The following is a 15,932-nucleotide window of genomic DNA, read 5'->3' on the forward strand; positions in this document are numbered from 1 at the left end:
ACGCGGATAAAACAGATTTACTTCGTAAAAACGCGGATAAAAACGGATTTGATTTGCAATAATTTTATTTTTTAAAAGCTTAACTTAATGACATTGCCCTACGGGACATTTTTCTATTTGTTTTTGTTTTTTTCTACCAACATGTAACTCCTAAAGGAGTATAGCTTTTGTTTGCAATCAAAACATTTAACTGCTTGAAGTTATATCTCGTAGAGATTATATATTGGTAAAAAAAACAATGTTAAAAGATTATTGCTTTTGTTTACTATCGAATATTAACTGCTGGAGCAATATCTCGTAGAGATTTTTTTTTGAGATAGTATTTAATGGGCTTATGAGCATAATTAATTTAGCATCAAATTTAAGCGAGATTAATTAGTACTTTTTTAGGTAAACAAAAATACAAACATTCGGTTACGTGTGCTTTATTTTATAAATTTATCGATTCCGTATAATTATAATAAACTTACTATCTAAATTAAATAACCACATGAATAGAAGATTTACAACTCTGATTTTAATCCTATTTCTATTGGGGAATATTGTTTATTCTCAAAAAGACAATTCTTTAAATATTAAAAGACAACTCGATTATTGTGCCGAACAAGCTTCGAAAACCTTACTTGTAATTCCTGACGACGGAACTTCGCCCAGAACTGTTGCTAATGGAAGCAAGGATTGGAAATTTGTTAATTATAAAGATTGGACAAGCGGATTCTGGCCTGGGGAATTATGGTATTTATATGAAGCAACCGGAGATAAAAAATGGAAAAAAGAAGCAAACAAATTTAGCCAGTTTCTAAAACCTTTATCAGTGAGTAAAGCAAATGACCACGATTTAGGATTTCAGATTTTTAATAGTTTCGGGAATGGATATCGTTTAACGAAAAATCCCGAATATAAAGAAATTATCTTAAAAACAGCTGATACTCTGGCAACGCTTTTTAATCCAAAAGTTGGTACTATTTTATCGTGGCCTCATAATAAATATGGCGGACATAACACGATTATAGATAATATGATGAATTTAGAAATGCTTTTTTGGGCTTCTAGAAATGGCGGAAATAAAAAATTGTATGATATTGCCGTAAAACACGCCGAAACTACAATGCAGAATCATTTTAGACCTGATTACACTTCATATCACGTTATTATTTATGATTATGAAACCGGTAAAAAAATAAAAGGAATCACTGCGCAGGGTTACAGCGATACTAGTATGTGGGCGAGAGGCCAGGCGTGGGCTATTTATGGATTTACAATGGTTTACAGAGAAACAAAAGACCAGAAATTTTTAGACTTTGCGCATAAACTGGCACGAGTATATCTGGATAACTTAACAACCGAAGATTTGATTCCGTATTGGGATTTTAATGCGCCCGGAATTCCAAATGAACCAAGAGATGCATCGGCGGCGGCAATTGTATCTTCGGCACTTATTGAATTGAGTTCTTATACAAAAGATACAACTTTGAAAAAAGAATATTTAGAAAAGTCTAAAAAGATGATTGTTTCACTTTCAGATCATTATCAAAGTCACGAAGTAAATTCGGCTTTTTTATTGCATTCAACAGGTCATAAACCAGCCGGAAGCGAGATTGATTGTTCAATAAATTATGCAGATTATTATTATCTTGAAGCACTTTTAAGGCTTCAAAAACTAAAAAAATAATATTCTAAATTTAAAATTATGATTAAGAAAATAATTAAGATTTCATTTGCCATTGCTTTCATGGTATTGATGATAAGTTGTAAAAACACAAAGCAGAAACTTCAGGAATATGTAACATCTTATAATACATCGGCTGCAGGTTTTAAAGCTGATGATGTTACACTTACAACTGCAAGAGGATATATAAACGATAACAAAATTGAGTTGCGGTTTGAGACTAATTTAGAACAAAACGCATTGAATGTATCAAAAGCAAGTGCAACTTTTCCTAAGCTTTTGAAAGAAATGATTATTAAAAATCAAATTCCTAAAGAACTTGTTGAAGAAGGAGTTCAATTTGATGCTTATTTTTTAGCCGATGACAATACTGTTTTCCTAAAAGAAATAATAAACAAAGAATCAATATCTGAATTATTGAAATAATTTGTAATGCATTTGTTTCTAAAAGCCACTTTTAATCGATTTTTAAAGTGGCTTTTTTGTATTTGATTATTATTAAAAATGTTCTTTTAATCTAAAGGTGTATGTATAGTTTTATTTTAGATAATTAATTCGTAGTCAAATAACTACAGTATTCCAGTTTGTTTTGTTAAGTTGTTTTTGTTTGTAAAATTCATTATGTTTGAGTTAAAAATTAACCTAAAACCTAAAAAATTATGAAAAAAATTACTCAAATCGCATTTGCTCTTATTCTTGGATTAATATTGGTAAGTTGTAAAAATACCAAGCAAAAAATTCAGGAACATGTAAACACCTACAATAATTCGTCCTCGATTAAAGGCACTGGTATTACCGGTACGACCGCTAAAGCATTTTTAAACGATAACAAAATTGAAATTAGAATTGAAACCAATTTAGAAGAAAACGATACCAACAAATTAACATACAAAAATTCATTTCCGGATTTACTAAAAGAAATGATTAAAAATGACCAAATTTCAAAAGAATTAATTGACGAAGGAGTAAAATTTGATGTGTATTTCCTCGCCTATAATAACGCAATTCTAGCTCAGCAAATCGTCGATAAAGAGGAATTTGCTGTTTTAGAAAACGGTGCTGCATCTAAAGAAAAAGTAACTGCAAAACTTTAATTTCTAAAAGTTGATTGAAAATAAAATAGCCTCTTTGAAAATTCAGAGAGGCTATTTTTATTTTTTTTATCGTTTTGTAACATTTGTTAAGATGTCCGGAAAGTAAGCATCTGATAAATGACCAAATTCATCACCACGCATAAAAATATTTCCATCAACTTCTGCAAAGCTCTTTTTGCCGGCTGCTGCTAAAAGTTCGTTGGCCGCGTGCAATGTATTCTTATGAAAATGATAGACACGATCAGATTTATCGGTAACAACCAAACCTTTCATCAGCATTTTGTTTTGAGTTGCAACTCCGGTTGGACATTCATTATTATGACAGCGCAACGCCTGAATACATCCCAGAGAAAACATGAAACCACGAGCGCTGTTACACATATCTGCGCCCAATGCAATTGCATGCAAAATAGAATAACCTGAAATGATTTTTCCGCTTCCAATAACGCGTATTTTATCTCGGATATTTAAACCAATTAATGTTTTATTTACAAATATTAAAGCAGGTTCAAATGGCATTCCAACGCCATCAGCGAATTCTAACGGAGCAGCTCCGGTTCCGCCTTCGGCACCATCAATTGTAATAAAATCAGGATAAATATCTTCGGCGATCATTTCGTGGCAAATAGCTTCAAATTCAGCAGTATTACCAATACATAATTTAAACCCGATAGGTTTTCCGTTTGATAACTGACGCAATTGCGCGATAAAACGAATTAGTCCTTTAGTGTCTGAAAAAGCATGATGACCAGGAGGAGAAAGAATCATCGTATGTGGTTCAACACCTCTTATTTTAGCAATTTGCTCGGTGTTTTTAGCCGCTGGAAGTACTCCGCCATGTCCGGGTTTTGCGCCTTGAGAAAGTTTAATCTCAATCATTTTCACGTTTGGAAGATTCGCTTTTTCTGAGAATTTTTCAGGGCTGAAATTTCCGTCGGCATTTCGGCAGCCAAAATATCCTGTACCAATTTGCCATGTAATGTCGCCACCACCCGCAAGATGAAATTCGGTTAAACCACCTTCTCCGGTATTTTGATAAAAGTTTCCTTTTTTAGCACCAATATTTATCGCGCGAACTGCATTTTCACTTAATGAACCAAAACTCATTGCCGAAACATTGAATAAAGAAGCTAAATAAGGCTGTTTACAATCTTTTCCACCAACTAATACTCGTGGTAATTCTTCGTTGACTTTTGCAGGAAAAATCGAATGTTTTATTCCTTCGTAACTGTCATGGTTAAGGTTTAACTGAGTTCCAAAAGGTGTACTCGAATCGATATTTTTTGCTCTTTGGTAAACTAAAGAACGCTGATTTCTGGAAAATGGTTTTCCATCAGTTGATCTTTCGATAAAATATTGTTGAATTTCCGGTGCTATCATTTCAAATAAATATCTGAAATAACCTAAAACAGGGAAATTTCTTAAAATAGCATGCTTTCTTTGAGTTACATTATAAGCGCCAACAACTAATAATATCGGAATAATAATAACGAGTAAAAAACCACGCTTGGTATAAAAATAAATTGTAACAACAATTATCAACAATAAGAATCCATAGATAAAGAATTTTTTTCTCATGTTTTTAAAAAATTTAAATAATAATGTTTAATAATTAATTGAATCGCAGGCGAACATAAACATGTTTGATTCCTTTTTTGTCTGATTCTCTTTCATCAATTTCAAGAATATCTGTCAGCGATTTTAACATTGGCGTAAGCTTAGAAAAGCCATAGTTTCTAGGATCAAATTCGGGTTTTTTCTTTACGATTAAGTTCCCAACATCGCCTAAAAATGCCCAACCATCATCATCTTCAATGTCCTCAATCGTAGCTTCTATAAGTTCAATAGTTTGTTTGTCTATTTTATGCAATGCTTTTTCGGCAGGTTTTTCAACAGGTTTTTTAGCATCGGCTGTAGCAGCGGTTTTAGGTTTTTTCTTCTGGATTGCTCCGTCAAGAACCTCAATATAGATAAATCGGTCACAGGCAACGATAAATGAATTTGGTGTTTTCTTTTCTCCAATACCAATTACTTTCATGCCGGATTCTCTTAATCTAATTGCCAGACGGGTAAAATCACTATCGCTGGAAACAATACAAAATCCGTCCAGTTTTCCTGAATAAAGTAGATCCATTGCATCGATTATCAAAGCAGAATCTGAGGAGTTTTTTCCAACGGTATAACTATATTGCTGAATTGGAGTAATTGCATGTTCTAATAAAACAGCTTTCCATCCATTAGAATTAGGTTTGGTCCAATCAGCGTAAATACGTTTTGTAGTGGGTGTGCCAAATTTTGTTATTTCTTCCATCATGCCTTTTACATTACTGTACGGCACGTTATCGGCATCAATAAGAACGGCTAATTTGAGATCTTTTGTGTTGCTTAAAGCCATTATTTAAGTGTTAGATAAATTAGTACTTCCAAAGGTAAAACTAAAATTGGTTTTTATTTGAATTTGATCCTGAATAAGTGTTTTGTATATTATTAATTATTTTGGTTATAAATAAGACTTTTTTTATAAAAAAACAATTAAAGATAAATTTGTCTTTTACTATGAATTTAAATATATTTGTACTCAATCAACAAATTTATCTATGTTTTCAAAAGCGTGTGAATACGGTATAAGGGCTTCGATATTTATTGCCACTAAATCATCTGAAGGAATTAGGGTAGGAATAAAAGATGTCGCCAAAGAAATTGATTCGCCGGAACCATTTACAGCCAAAATAATGCAAATTCTAACTAAAAATGGGATCATAGAATCTTCAAAAGGAGTAGGAGGAGGATTTGAAGTTTCTGCAAATGCTGTAAAATCAATAAAACTCATTCAGATTGTTGATGCTATTGACGGTGATTCTATATATAAAGGATGCGGAATTGGGTTGAAGGAATGTTCAGAATTAAAACCATGTCCGGTGCATAATGAGTTTCAAAAAGTGCGACAATTGCTTTTAGAAATGCTTACAAATACCACATTAGAACAATTAGCGTCAGGAGTTACAACGGGTGATTTTTTTCTTAAAATAAATGATTAAAAAATATAAATATAATTTAAATACTTAGAAATGAATAAAAAAGTCAGGATTTCGATTGTGATGCTAATGGGATTTTTAGCCATTACATCTTGTGGAAAAAAAGAAGTTTCAGCAACTGATGAAACAACAGAAATAAATACAACAACCTCAGATGAAGGTGTAAAACCGGCAGTAAGTAATGTGATAGTTATTGAAGGAAACGATCAAATGCAGTTTAATACTACTGAATTAAGAGCTCAGGCAGGAAAACCTATTACTTTAACGTTAAAACATGTGGGTAAAATACCAAAGGAAGCAATGGGACATAACCTTGTTATTTTACAGGAAGGTACTGACGAAGCTGCTTTTGCATCTAAAGCAATTGCTGCCAGAGATACAGATTATATCCCAGCTTCAGAAAAAAGTTCGATTATTGCACATACAAAATTACTTGGTGGAGGAGAAGAAGATACAATTGAATTTACTATCGATAAAAAAGGAACTTATAACTTTTTATGTACTTTTCCAGGGCATGTTTCTATGATGAAAGGTGTTTTAATTGTTGAATAAATAACAAACTCTAATGCTATTATGGCTTAGAGTTTTTTAATAAACATATAAAAGATAAAATTGTCTTTTATTGTAAAATTGAGTATTAATTAATTATAAATAAAAAATGGAAGATTTAAAAAATAAAACAATTGGTTCGTTTGTAGCTCAGGATTTTAGGACAGCGGCAGTTTTTACAAAATATCAAATAGATTTTTGCTGTAAAGGAAACAGAACCCTTAATGAGGTTTGCGAAAAGCAGGATATCGATTCAGATGTATTATTGCAAAATGTTTATGATATTTTAGAATCTGAAAATGGTAATACAATTGATTTTAATTCCTGGCCACTGGATTTATTGGCTGATTATATAGAGAAAACCCATCATCGTTATGTAGAGGATAAATCGACAATTTTAATCCAGTTTTTAGATAAGCTTTGTAAAGTTCATGGAGCAGCTCATCCGGAATTGTTTAAGATAAATAAATTGTTTACTGAATGTGCGGAAGAATTGTCGCAACATATGAAAAAAGAAGAATTAATGTTATTTCCTTTCATTAAAAGAATGGTAAAAACCAAAGAATCTGATGGCATTTTGACTCCACCATCTTTTGGTTCAGTATCTAATCCAATTGCTATGATGATGCAGGAACATAATAATGAGGGCGAACGATTTAACGAAATTGCCAGACTTACAAACAATTATACTCCACCAAGCGATGGATGTACAACTTATAAAGTAACATTTGCAATGCTAAAAGAATTTGAAGAGGATTTACACAAACATATTCATTTAGAAAACAACATATTATTTAATAAAGCAGTAATTCTGGAAGAGGAGTTTGCATAAGCTGACAAAATAATGAAAATTTGAAAATAAAATGTGCCAATAAATCATTTAAAAGAATGATATATCGGCACATTTTTATTACAGCAATATAAAAATCAGAAAGAGTGGTTTAAATTACTTTTAAGCTGATAAAATGAAAATATTATCTAAAATGAGTTCCCAAAAAATCTGGGTTGTATGTTGTTTACTTAATTTTTTAACAGCCTCAATTATGGGTTTGTTAATGCGATATTCTTATTTATTTCCTTTAAATATCAATTATGTTTTTATGCTTCATGCACATTCTCACGTTGCCATGTTGGGTTGGGCATACTTGATGATTTATGTTTTGATTGTTCGTTTTTTTATTCCGAAAGATAAAAGTCAAAAACCAATTTATAATATATTATTCTGGTTGACTGAATTTTCTGTTATCGGGATGATGATTGCTTTTCCAATTCAGGGATATGCTTTGTTTTCAATCTTATTTTCTACTATGCATATTTTGTTGAGTTATGTGTTTTGTTGGATAACCTGGCGAGATTTTTCAAAAGAAAAAACAGAAACGCAAAGACTTTTAGTGAGTGCAATTTTATTTATGATTTTGTCCACTTTTGGAGTTTGGTGTTTAGGTCCCGCAATAAATATGTTAGGAAAACAAAGTGCATTTTATCAAATTGCAATTCAATTTTTCCTGCATTTTCAATTTAATGGATGGTTTTTATTTGCAGTTTTAGCTTTGTTTTTAAAACAATTTGAAGATGAAATCGATAAAAAAAAGTTTAAAATATTTTTCACATTACTTATTATAGCAACATTTTTAACAGTTGCATTTCCTGTAAGCTGGTATTTAAAAAATGGTTTGCTAAGTTTGATTAATAGTATTGGAGTGATTATACAAATTATTGCTTTTGTTTATTGCTGCAAAATGTTCAAATCGCCAATTAGTATTTTTAAATTTAATCTGGATAATTCGGCAAAAGCAGTTTACAGATTAGCAATATGCTCTGTGTTTTTAAAAATAGGAATTCAGTTATTAGTTTTAATTCCAGATCTGAATGAAGTTTCACATCAAATTAGAAATCTTATAATTGGGTTTGTTCATCTAACAACGCTTGGGATTATTACCGGATTTTTGTTCGGAATCTTGATTCAGAATAATGTTCTTTCAGGTAAATCTGTTTTTCTTAGAGTAGGAATAAAGTTTTTTATTTTAGGATATATAGCAACAGAATTATTGTTATTTCTTCAGGGAATTTTCTTTTATTTAAAAAAAGGAATAATTTCATATTACTCCGAAAGCATTTTTCTAATGAGTATCTTAATTGTTTCAGGATTAATTTTGATTACAATTTCACTTTTTAAAAATAAAAAACAAGGGTTGATTAATTAAAATCTTCCCCTGCTTTTTACAAATGAATTAACCTATTTAATTTTCTCAGCTTCCAGATTTATTCTGTCGACTGTTTTATCATTGTTTACACCTAAACCTTCTTGTTGGTAAATTAATTCCCCATCCGGATTAAAAACGCTTATAATATTAGAGTGTGAAAAATCAATCGGAGATATTTTTTTGTAATTAACGGCAAGAACGGCCGCAAATTCACGAGTATTTTCTTCTGTAGAACGTAAGAAGATCCATGAATCACCTTCCATTTTATTTGCAATAGAAAATGCTTTTAATTTTTCCGGAGTATCTGTTTCCGGATCAATACTTACCAGAATAAGTTTGACATTTTTCTTCGTTTTTTCATTCAATCGTGATTCTATATTTCTCATATCAGCAACTAATTTTGGACAAGCCGCTTTGCAGGTTGTATAAATCATCACCATAACCAGAACATTTCCTTTCAGGCTTTTTAGTTTAATATTTCTTCCGTTTTGATTCGTCCATTTTGATGGTAAATTGTAAATCGATAAATCAGTAATCGGTTTGTCTATAGTATTTATTACCGTATTATCTTTTGAATCTTTACAACTTTGAAGACTAAATATCAAAATCAAAATTGGGATTATTAATTTTTTCATTTTTAAGAATTTAAAATTATTGTGTTGTTGTTTTTGCGCATCTAAAACCCAGATTTCGTGTTGAATATTGCGCTTTAAGACTTCCTCTAAACGCATATCGCATAAAAGCAGCATAATCCATAAGATCGGTTGCATTTACTGATGCGCCACCGCAAAAAAGGTTTTTGTCTGCACTTTTATCTTTTCGGGATTCTCCGGATAAAAAAATACTATTAAAGTCTGCCGTCCATTCCCATACCAATCCGTGCATGTCATAAACTCCCCAATAATTTTTGAATGTTTTGCCTATTGGATTTTCGTAAGTTTTTGATTTTTCATACCAGGATAAAATGTATTTATTGAATACTTTTTTAGTTCTGGCATCAACTTTTTTTTCATCTGCCATAGCAATATATTCCCATTCATCTATTGTAGGTAATCGTTTTCCCTGACATTCACAATATTTTTTGGCTGCAAACCAGGAAACGTTTGTTACAGGAGATTTAGGATTATTGTTTCCAAAATCAAAATCTGATTTCCAATAAATCAGATAACTTTCATCTGCAAAAATTCCTTTTATTTTGGACTTACTATAACCTGGATTTTTTTTAATAAAACTCAAATATTCATTATTAGTAATAGGATATACATCTATCAAAAAAGGTTTTACAACAACGGGATTTTTTACAGTAGCTCCGTAAAGAGGGACAAAAGATCCCTCTTTTATCAGAACCATTTTCGATTCTTGGGCGCTTAACATTCCTGCAAGAGCGAAGAAAAGAAGAATAATAAAAATGCTTTTGTGCATAATTTTGTTTTATCTTAAAGCTTTTACCATTTCTGGAGTTACCTCAGTTTTATTATTTCCCCAGCTATTATATATATAGGTCATAACATTCGCGATTTCATCATCAGATAAATTCTGGCTAGGCATAATATTATTGTATTTAGTGCCATTTACAATTACTTCGCCGCTTAAGCCGTGTAAAATTGTTTTGATAGCTCGTTTTGAATCTGCGTTTAGATAATCAGATTTTGCAAGAGGAGGAAATGTGTTCGGGATTCCTTGCCCTTCAGATTGATGACAGGCAAAACAAGTTGTGCCGAAAATTTCTTTTCCTATTTTAACTCTTTCAGCCACAGTTCTTTTTGGGTTTATCGCTTTTGCAGTTGCAGTAATGGGCATTTTCTGGATCGTTCCGCCTTCGGGTAAATAAATACCTTCCTGAATAGTTCCTGAGTAAATATTTTTATTTTCGGCACCTTCAACTTTTAGTATTCCTAACGCGCCTTTATTAAATGCTCTAAAGATCGAATGATCAACAATAATAAAATTCCCCGGAGTTTCTACTTTAAAATCCACAATTGCAGAACCTCCCGCAGGAATTAGTGTCGTCTGAACATTTTTATTGATAAGATTTCCTCCTTCAACATGTACATTATCGAATATTTCGCCAATAACATGAAAAGAAGAAACTAAATTTGGACCGCCATTTCCCACAAACAACCGAACAGTTTCTCCCACTTTTGCAGTAAGCTCATTTCCGTTTGTCATTGAACCAACTTTTCCGTTAAAAACTACATAATCAGGCGTTTCTTTCACCGCTTTGTTCATATCAAAAGGCTGAAGACCTTTTTCTCCGTATTCGCCCTGAGTATAAAAATCACCCTGCATAACGTAATATTCTTTATCGACCGGAGGTAATCCGCCTTCTGGTTCAACGAGAATCAAGCCGTACATTCCGTTTGCAATATGCATTCCCACAGGAGCTGTAGCGCAATGATAAACATACAATCCGGGGTTTATTACCTTAAAACTGAATACTTTTTCATGACCGGGCGCAACGAGCGATGATGTTGCTCCGCCACCGGGACCGGTTACAGCGTGTAAATCTATATTATGAGGTAATTTATTATCAGGATGGTTTTTAAGGTGAAATTCGACTTCATCACCTACACGGGTTCTTATAAAACTTCCCGGAACAGATCCGCCAAATGTCCAATAAGTATATTTTACACCATCAGTCATCGTTCCTTCCTATTCCTTAATTTCCATATTTATCTTCAGTTTCATGGCGGGTCTGTTGCCAATGGGTTTAGGAACCAGAGGAGGAGCAGTAAGTTCAGCTTCCATTTCTCCATCTGTTACAATGTTTGTGTAATCAGTTGATTGTTCTTCTTTTTTGCATGCTCCTAAAAGTACAATTGCAAAAAATAAACAAACAAATGTTTTCATTTTCATTAATGCGTTTAGTTTCATTTTCATAATAATTGGTTTTTATTTTTTAGTTTCTAAATCTGACGTAAATTTAAAAGACTAAATTGTCTTTTATTATGATAAAAGTCATGTAAAACTTACGTTTTGCCATATTAATTAAACAATTTACTTGTAATTAGTTAAGTTTAATCTCGCAAAACAGCGCGTTATTAAACAGGTTTATTTTTTTGGAGATTGATATTCAGAATATTTTTCAATAAAAATAAATGGCTAACTCTATTTTAGAATAATAATCATTATTTTTGCACGCTGTTTAAATTAAAATTATTACTTCAAAATATATTTATGGTAAAAGATTTATTCGAAAGAATTCAGAACAATAAAGGGCCATTAGGAAAATGGGCTTCACAAGCTGAGGGTTATTTTGTATTCCCTAAATTAGAAGGTGAACTTGGTCCAAGAATGCAATTTGGTGGAAAAAATATTTTAAATTGGAGTTTGAATGACTATTTAGGTCTTGCAAATCACCCTGAAGTTCGTCAGGCTGATATTGATGCTGCAACTCAGTTTGGTGCAGCTTACCCAATGGGAGCCCGTATGATGTCTGGTCACACAAAATATCACGAACAATTAGAAAATGAATTGGCTGAATTTGTAATGAAACCGGCAGCATATTTATTGAATTTTGGATATCAGGGAATGGTTTCTACCATTGATGCTTTAGTTACTAAAAATGATATTATTGTTTATGATGTAGATTCTCATGCCTGTATTATTGATGGTGTACGTTTGCATATGGGAAAACGTTTTACTTACAAGCACAATGATCTTGAAAGTATGGAAAAAAACCTGCAGCGTGCTACTAAAATGGCGACAGAAACAGGTGGTGGAATTTTATTTATTACTGAAGGTGTTTTCGGAATGAGAGGACAACAAGGTAAATTGAGAGAAATTGTTGCTTTAAAAGAAAAATATAATTTCCGTTTATTAGTTGATGATGCACACGGTTTTGGTACACTTGGTAAAACAGGAGCCGGAGCAGGTGAGGAGCAGGGAGTTCAGGACGGTATTGACGTTTATTTCTCTACTTTTGCTAAATCAATGGCTAATATTGGAGCATTTATTGCCGCAGATAAAGACATTATTGATTACTTAAAATACAATTTACGTTCACAAATGTTTGCAAAAGCATTACCAATGATTCAAACAATTGGTTCTTTGAAACGTTTAGAATTATTGCGTAATCACCCGGAATTGAAAGATAAACTTTGGGAAAACGTAAATGCTTTACAAAACGGATTACGTACCAGAAATTTCAATATTGGAGATACAAATACTTGTGTAACACCAGTTTATTTAGAAGGAAGTGTTCCTGAAGCAATGGTAATGGTGAATGATTTAAGAGAAAACTACGGTATTTTCTTGTCGATTGTAATTTATCCGGTAATTCCTAAAGGGATTATTTTGTTAAGAATGATTCCAACAACTTCTCATACATTATCTGATATTGATGAAACATTAGTTGCATTTGAAGCAATTCGTGAGAAATTAGAAAACGGAACATATAAAGAAATTGCAAGCAGAACTAAAGTTGATTTAGACGCTTAATTTATAGAATTCAAATCCCGTATATGGGAATTATATAAAAAAATCCATTCGTTATACGAGTGGATTTTTTTTATTTAAAGTAACTTTATTCTACTAACCCAGTAAAAAAAATATTATGAAAAGATTATTCGCTATGTCAGTTATTATGTTAACTTTTTTTATTTCCTGTAAAAAGGATCAGGTTGCAGAACCGGTTCAAATTCAGTCGAATGCACCAAAAGAAGCTGAAATCGCTGTTCCTGCGGGAGATCAATGTTACGCATCAGCATCTAATAATATTGCGATAAGTTTTAATGTAAATTCACATCAGGAAGTAAATGGAAAATTAACTTATAATATTTCAGGTAAAGATAAAAACGAAGGAACCTTAATTGGAAACATGAAAGGAGATACTTTAATTGCAGATTATACGTTTATGTCTGAAGGAGTTACATCTGTAAGACAAGTTGCTTTTTTACAAAATGAAGGAACCTATATTGAAGGATACGGAGATGTTGTGGATGCAAACGGAAAAGTATCTTTTAAGGATAATTCGAAATTAAAATTTGATCAGACAAACACTTTACTTAAAGTGAATTGTAAAGCAGAATAAATTTAAGCCAAATAAAGAATATACGCCGAATAAAAAATCCATTCGTTTGGGGACGAATGGATTTTTTTTATTTTATAAATGAAGTCTGTAAACTGAAACTGTAAACTGAATACTTTTCTTAAAGGTATTTCAAGTACGTTTTTCTCTGACAGTGAATTTTTGGATCAAAGTTTTTCCATAATAAATGAATCGCTGTATTCTCTGCTAATTCCGGAGTTCTAATACAAGTTTGGATTCCTTTTTCAGAGAAAGTTCTAAAATATTCATCGAAAATAATCGCAGTAACACCTTTATTTTGATAATCAGGATGAACTCCGATAAGATAAAAAACAACATCTTTACTCTTTTTTCTTGCTCTTAATAAATGGATGAATCCAAAAGGGAAAAGCTTTCCTTTTGCTTTTTGTAAAGCCTCAGAAAAACTAGGCATTACAATACTAAAAGCAACTAAATTATCATCTTTATCCACCACAAACTTAATATATTCAGGATTAATAAAACTGATATATTTTTTCTTGAAATAATCTTTCTGCACATCTGAAATTGCTACAAAAGAGGCAAGATTTGCATAAGAATCATTAAACAAATCAAACATTTTATCCACATGAGGCATAATGTCCTTTGTTTTAGTGAAAGTCAGAGAACGTAAACCGTATCTTTTCTTGATTAATTCCTGGGCTTTAAGGAAAAATTCAGGTTTTACATTGGAAAAAGGGAATATACTTTCGATATATTCTTTCTCCACCTGAAAGCCTAATTGCTCAAAATGAGTTACATAATATGGGTTATTGTACCAGGTAATCATAGTTCCCATCTGGTCATAACCTTCGGTAAGAACGCCAACTTTATCAAGGTTTGAAAATCCCATCGGACCTTCAACATGCTCCAGATTATTTTGTTTCCCCAGTTCGTAAACCTTCTCTAATAAAGCTTTTGTAACTTCAATATCATCAATAACATCAAACCATCCAAAACGGACTTTCCTTTTGTGCTGATTATTTACTTCAGACCAATTGATAATAGCGGTAATTCGTCCAACAATTTCATTGTCTTTGTATGCTAGATAAAAATAAGCCTCGGCATTATCAAAAGCAGGATTTTTAGTTTTATCAAAAGATTCTAATTCATCTGCAATAATTGGCGGCACCCAATATGGATTGTCTTTATAGAGAGAAAATGGAAACTTGATATAATCTGTTAATTCCTTTTTTGTTTTGGCTTCTTTAATTGTAATCATTAAGATTCTGTATGTAAATATCTCCTTAGAGAAGTTTGTAATTAATATTTAGTCGTATTTTGCTTTACGTTTTCTTTCTTTTTCCTGATAATCGATTTCTCTTTGTTCCATCTCATTATCTTTATTCTTTTTTGCTTTTTCAGTCTTCTTAAATTCCATTTGCTTCTCTTTATAACTTGCATCATAACGCCACGAAACTCCAACTCCGCCATATAAAACAGAAGGCGTATTTTTAAAATTTGTACTTATTGATGCATCAACCTGAAGGTCTGGACTGATTAAATAAGCGGCTCCGCCACGCACAATTGCATCGCTGTAAAAATCACTTTTATAACCCTGATTTTCAACAAAACCCGACCATTTGTCGTTAAATCCGTGAGTTAAAGTTAAAACATAACCATAACTAGGATAATCAGTTGTAATATAATCGGCGATAATGTTAGTTACGAAAACCCACTTTCCGCCTCCAAAAAGATTTTGGGTAATCAACATGATTTTTGGTGAAATACTTGATTGCGGAGAGAAAGAATAAGGATTGTCAGCACCCACAAAATTTGCTCCGGCAAAAACAGAAACCGCAGGAATTAATTCATGCCAGTTAAAAGCATGATTAGCTTTATAGCTGTAGATGTTTTGTTCTTTTTTATAGTTTTTATAAGGGTCATAAATTAAATATTTAGCTCCTAAAACGGTTTGTCTAAAGTTGTTCTTTTTGTAACTTGTATAAGGAGTGTCAAAATTTTCCATTTGGTATTGCACATCAAGAACAAATTCAAGTTTTTCAAGAAATGCGCCATAACGCAACGTTAAATCGGTTCCAAAGCCATTGCTGTCATAATCTAATAAATCGTGTTTTTCCTTGATGCCGTAAACACCAAGTTCTGCCTGAATAACTGATTTTCCTACGGCATAAGCAGACATTGTTTCACCAGGACGATTGGAATTAATTACATCAGTATACTGAGCGAAAAATAATTGAGGAACCAGACAAAGAGCTGTAATAAAAAAGTTTTTATTTTTTAACATAAACATGTTTTTGGATTAAAAAGTAATAACGCATTTCAAATGTACTATATTTTATTATTTATTTAAGATTGATATTTTAATTTTAA

Annotated in this window: 15 protein-coding genes and 1 pseudogene; 9 read left to right on the forward strand and 7 right to left on the reverse strand. The window is 31.9% G+C overall.

Annotated features, from left to right (window positions below; translation table 11 throughout):
- The first annotated feature begins 490 nt into the window (after positions 1–490).
- The 3 genes from ACHZDT_RS14380 to ACHZDT_RS14390 all read left to right on the forward strand — a co-directional run bounded on the left by ACHZDT_RS14380 (position 491) and on the right by ACHZDT_RS14390 (position 2,763).
- A complete protein-coding gene (locus ACHZDT_RS14380) occupies positions 491–1,672 on the forward strand; it encodes a glycoside hydrolase family 88 protein (RefSeq protein WP_394775314.1) in 1,182 nt (393 codons plus the stop codon).
- Between the two features lie 18 nt (positions 1,673–1,690).
- On the forward strand, positions 1,691–2,095 hold the full coding sequence (locus ACHZDT_RS14385) for a hypothetical protein (RefSeq protein ID WP_394775315.1): 405 nt from the start codon (positions 1,691–1,693) through the stop codon (positions 2,093–2,095).
- A gap of 233 nt (positions 2,096–2,328) precedes the next feature.
- Positions 2,329–2,763 (forward strand): hypothetical protein, encoded by a 435-nt coding sequence (locus ACHZDT_RS14390; protein WP_394775316.1) that lies wholly within the window; start codon positions 2,329–2,331, stop codon positions 2,761–2,763.
- A gap of 66 nt (positions 2,764–2,829) precedes the next feature.
- Here the strand turns inward: ACHZDT_RS14390 and ACHZDT_RS14395 are convergent, their stop codons facing one another.
- Together ACHZDT_RS14395 and ACHZDT_RS14400 are read right to left on the reverse strand one after the other, a co-directional pair.
- Positions 2,830–4,341, reverse strand: coding sequence for an FMN-binding glutamate synthase family protein (locus tag ACHZDT_RS14395; RefSeq protein ID WP_394775317.1), 1,512 nt, complete (start codon positions 4,339–4,341; stop codon positions 2,830–2,832).
- 34 nt (positions 4,342–4,375) lie between these two features.
- The gene (locus tag ACHZDT_RS14400) at positions 4,376–5,158 is read right to left on the reverse strand and encodes an NYN domain-containing protein (protein WP_394775318.1); all 783 of its coding nucleotides are present in this window, start codon (positions 5,156–5,158) and stop codon (positions 4,376–4,378) included.
- A 202-nt stretch (positions 5,159–5,360) separates the two neighbouring features.
- Between ACHZDT_RS14400 and ACHZDT_RS14405 the strand changes: the two genes are divergently transcribed.
- The 4 genes from ACHZDT_RS14405 (at position 5,361) to ACHZDT_RS14420 (ending at position 8,551) form a co-directional block, all read left to right on the forward strand.
- Entirely contained in the window at positions 5,361–5,801 is a 441-nt protein-coding gene (locus tag ACHZDT_RS14405) for an RrF2 family transcriptional regulator (RefSeq protein ID WP_394775319.1), read from the forward strand.
- Positions 5,802–5,831: 30 nt separating this feature from the next.
- Positions 5,832–6,350: an azurin gene (azu, locus tag ACHZDT_RS14410; RefSeq protein ID WP_394775320.1), complete on the forward strand. Its 519-nt coding sequence runs from the start codon at positions 5,832–5,834 to the stop codon at positions 6,348–6,350.
- Positions 6,351–6,456: 106 nt separating this feature from the next.
- Positions 6,457–7,179 (forward strand): iron-sulfur cluster repair di-iron protein, encoded by a 723-nt coding sequence (ric, locus tag ACHZDT_RS14415; protein WP_394775321.1) that lies wholly within the window; start codon positions 6,457–6,459, stop codon positions 7,177–7,179.
- 133 nt (positions 7,180–7,312) lie between these two features.
- The gene (locus ACHZDT_RS14420; protein ID WP_394775322.1) at positions 7,313–8,551 is read left to right on the forward strand and encodes a hypothetical protein; all 1,239 of its coding nucleotides are present in this window, start codon (positions 7,313–7,315) and stop codon (positions 8,549–8,551) included.
- A 32-nt stretch (positions 8,552–8,583) separates the two neighbouring features.
- On the opposite strand, the gene ACHZDT_RS14425 is transcribed toward ACHZDT_RS14420, so the two are convergent.
- The 3 genes and pseudogenes from ACHZDT_RS14425 to nirK form a co-directional block, all read right to left on the reverse strand.
- A complete protein-coding gene (locus ACHZDT_RS14425; RefSeq protein WP_394775323.1) occupies positions 8,584–9,186 on the reverse strand; it encodes an SCO family protein in 603 nt (200 codons plus the stop codon).
- Between the two features lie 16 nt (positions 9,187–9,202).
- Positions 9,203–9,973 (reverse strand): formylglycine-generating enzyme family protein, encoded by a 771-nt coding sequence (locus ACHZDT_RS14430; RefSeq protein WP_394775324.1) that lies wholly within the window; start codon positions 9,971–9,973, stop codon positions 9,203–9,205.
- 9 nt (positions 9,974–9,982) lie between these two features.
- Positions 9,983–11,407: pseudogene (gene nirK / locus ACHZDT_RS14435) on the reverse strand (copper-containing nitrite reductase).
- Positions 11,408–11,728: 321 nt separating this feature from the next.
- On the opposite strand from nirK, the gene ACHZDT_RS14440 reads away from it, so the two are divergent.
- Together ACHZDT_RS14440 and ACHZDT_RS14445 are read left to right on the forward strand one after the other, a co-directional pair.
- Positions 11,729–12,991, forward strand: coding sequence for an aminotransferase class I/II-fold pyridoxal phosphate-dependent enzyme (locus tag ACHZDT_RS14440; RefSeq protein ID WP_394775325.1), 1,263 nt, complete (start codon positions 11,729–11,731; stop codon positions 12,989–12,991).
- 115 nt (positions 12,992–13,106) lie between these two features.
- Entirely contained in the window at positions 13,107–13,583 is a 477-nt protein-coding gene (locus tag ACHZDT_RS14445; protein ID WP_394775326.1) for a hypothetical protein, read from the forward strand.
- Between the two features lie 118 nt (positions 13,584–13,701).
- Here the strand turns inward: ACHZDT_RS14445 and ACHZDT_RS14450 are convergent, their stop codons facing one another.
- On the reverse strand, positions 13,702–14,820 hold the full coding sequence (locus ACHZDT_RS14450; protein ID WP_394775327.1) for a GNAT family N-acetyltransferase: 1,119 nt from the start codon (positions 14,818–14,820) through the stop codon (positions 13,702–13,704).
- A 48-nt stretch (positions 14,821–14,868) separates the two neighbouring features.
- Positions 14,869–15,846 carry a transporter gene (locus ACHZDT_RS14455; protein ID WP_394775328.1) on the reverse strand — a complete coding sequence of 326 codons (978 nt, stop codon included), beginning with the start codon at positions 15,844–15,846 and terminating at the stop codon, positions 14,869–14,871.
- Between the last annotated feature and the right edge of the window lie 86 nt (positions 15,847–15,932).

Source organism: Flavobacterium sp. (assembly GCF_043722275.1).
Classification (GTDB): Bacteria; Bacteroidota; Bacteroidia; order Flavobacteriales; family Flavobacteriaceae; genus Flavobacterium.

Coding starts and splice junctions, on each gene's coding strand:
- ACHZDT_RS14380 (WP_394775314.1), top strand. CDS start 491: ATGAATAGAAGATTTACAACTCTGATTTTAATCCTATTTCTATTGGGG.
- ACHZDT_RS14385 (WP_394775315.1), top strand. CDS start 1,691: ATGATTAAGAAAATAATTAAGATTTCATTTGCCATTGCTTTCATGGTA.
- ACHZDT_RS14390 (WP_394775316.1), top strand. CDS start 2,329: ATGAAAAAAATTACTCAAATCGCATTTGCTCTTATTCTTGGATTAATA.
- ACHZDT_RS14395 (WP_394775317.1), bottom strand. CDS start 4,341: ATGAGAAAAAAATTCTTTATCTATGGATTCTTATTGTTGATAATTGTT.
- ACHZDT_RS14400 (WP_394775318.1), bottom strand. CDS start 5,158: ATGGCTTTAAGCAACACAAAAGATCTCAAATTAGCCGTTCTTATTGAT.
- ACHZDT_RS14405 (WP_394775319.1), top strand. CDS start 5,361: ATGTTTTCAAAAGCGTGTGAATACGGTATAAGGGCTTCGATATTTATT.
- azu (WP_394775320.1), top strand. CDS start 5,832: ATGAATAAAAAAGTCAGGATTTCGATTGTGATGCTAATGGGATTTTTA.
- ric (WP_394775321.1), top strand. CDS start 6,457: ATGGAAGATTTAAAAAATAAAACAATTGGTTCGTTTGTAGCTCAGGAT.
- ACHZDT_RS14420 (WP_394775322.1), top strand. CDS start 7,313: ATGAAAATATTATCTAAAATGAGTTCCCAAAAAATCTGGGTTGTATGT.
- ACHZDT_RS14425 (WP_394775323.1), bottom strand. CDS start 9,186: ATGAAAAAATTAATAATCCCAATTTTGATTTTGATATTTAGTCTTCAA.
- ACHZDT_RS14430 (WP_394775324.1), bottom strand. CDS start 9,973: ATGCACAAAAGCATTTTTATTATTCTTCTTTTCTTCGCTCTTGCAGGA.
- ACHZDT_RS14440 (WP_394775325.1), top strand. CDS start 11,729: ATGGTAAAAGATTTATTCGAAAGAATTCAGAACAATAAAGGGCCATTA.
- ACHZDT_RS14445 (WP_394775326.1), top strand. CDS start 13,107: ATGAAAAGATTATTCGCTATGTCAGTTATTATGTTAACTTTTTTTATT.
- ACHZDT_RS14450 (WP_394775327.1), bottom strand. CDS start 14,820: ATGATTACAATTAAAGAAGCCAAAACAAAAAAGGAATTAACAGATTAT.
- ACHZDT_RS14455 (WP_394775328.1), bottom strand. CDS start 15,846: ATGTTAAAAAATAAAAACTTTTTTATTACAGCTCTTTGTCTGGTTCCT.